1 protein-coding gene and 1 pseudogene are annotated in these 1,145 nt (G+C 38.6%); both read right to left on the bottom strand.

Annotation, left to right across the window (positions count from 1 at the left end; translation table 11 throughout):
• Positions 1–316: 316 nt before the first annotated feature.
• On the bottom strand, positions 317–646 hold the full coding sequence (locus DXA05_RS26105) for a hypothetical protein (RefSeq protein ID WP_258998344.1): 330 nt from the start codon (positions 644–646) through the stop codon (positions 317–319).
• A 137-nt stretch (positions 647–783) separates the two neighbouring features.
• A pseudogene (locus DXA05_RS26680) lies at positions 784–1,145 on the bottom strand (hypothetical protein); the annotation flags it as partial.

The raw sequence follows: 1,145 nt of genomic DNA, 5'->3' as shown, positions 1-1,145 counted from the left end.
AAGCCCCACTTTCAATCCATACGGTTGCAACATCGTTATCTTAGAACTATTAACGGAAAATTTCACTTTACTCTTTAGCGCCTCGTCCATATCTGGATTTTCTTCGCACGTACACACCGGACAATCCGAACCGCTACGCGTACCTGCTTTATATCCTCCGCAAATATCACACTTCTCACCCGTACACTCACGCTCCGAAATGACATGAAACCGAAAAAGTTTCTGACGAATGGGAAACAGGCCATGGAATAAACAACATTAGTAATCTGCCATCTATCACAATATTAGAATGGCAGATTACTTTATCCATTCATTCTTACTTCTTTTTTAAAGGAAGAGGATCATAACTGTTTTTAAAATCTTGATTTTTATCTGCGGGAATATCAAAACTCAAACCTATGCCATTACCAAAACTAACAGCACGAGGTTTACCTATAATTCCCCAAAAAGTCACTTTTGCTGCATATTTCATTTCAAAACGTTCTTTACGGTTGTCATATAGAAAAGTAACCCGATAAATAGGTTCACCTATATGCGGCTTATCCGATTCGAGCATATTAGGGTGATAGGGCAGAATAAGACGTTCAATTTTAATTTTATCCCGATAATATTCCGGACCATGTTTCATAACAATAGCTGTTGCCATTGATTTCAACAGAGAATTACGTTTGGATTTCGGAATAGAATCCAAATTCTGACTATAAGAGGTCAGGACAAAACTTACTAAAAAACTGAATAACAATACAAACTTTTTCATATGCTTTCCTTATTTTAAATTAATAGTTAATATTCATAGGCACTACGCGGAGTTTGGCATCTATCTATACCCACATAAACAACCCCGGCAGGATCATTCAACTCATGACCACCCAAAAGTAAACAAGTTCCTTCTTCTGAATCATATTTCCCCTCATAATCGTACACAAATAAAGGAGCATTCTTGCTATCGCTGCCCCACTCACGATCTTTATCAGAAGGACCTACCGGACGCCTCGTACCTTTCGGACAATTTGTCCAAGGAGTATGAGTGTGGAAATAAGCGACTCGATAGTACCCATGTTCCAAAGGAGATTCCGACTGCTTTACTTTCTTAGGAACAGAAGGAGAAATATGACCACCATCCTTTCCGTTATTTTCGACCAAGG

The organism is Bacteroides sp. AM54-2NS, assembly GCF_003602935.1.
Taxonomy (GTDB): domain Bacteria; phylum Bacteroidota; class Bacteroidia; order Bacteroidales; family Bacteroidaceae; genus Bacteroides; species Bacteroides xylanisolvens.
The sequence above is the reverse complement of the archived record's forward strand: the minus strand, read 5'-3'. Positions and strand labels throughout refer to the sequence as shown.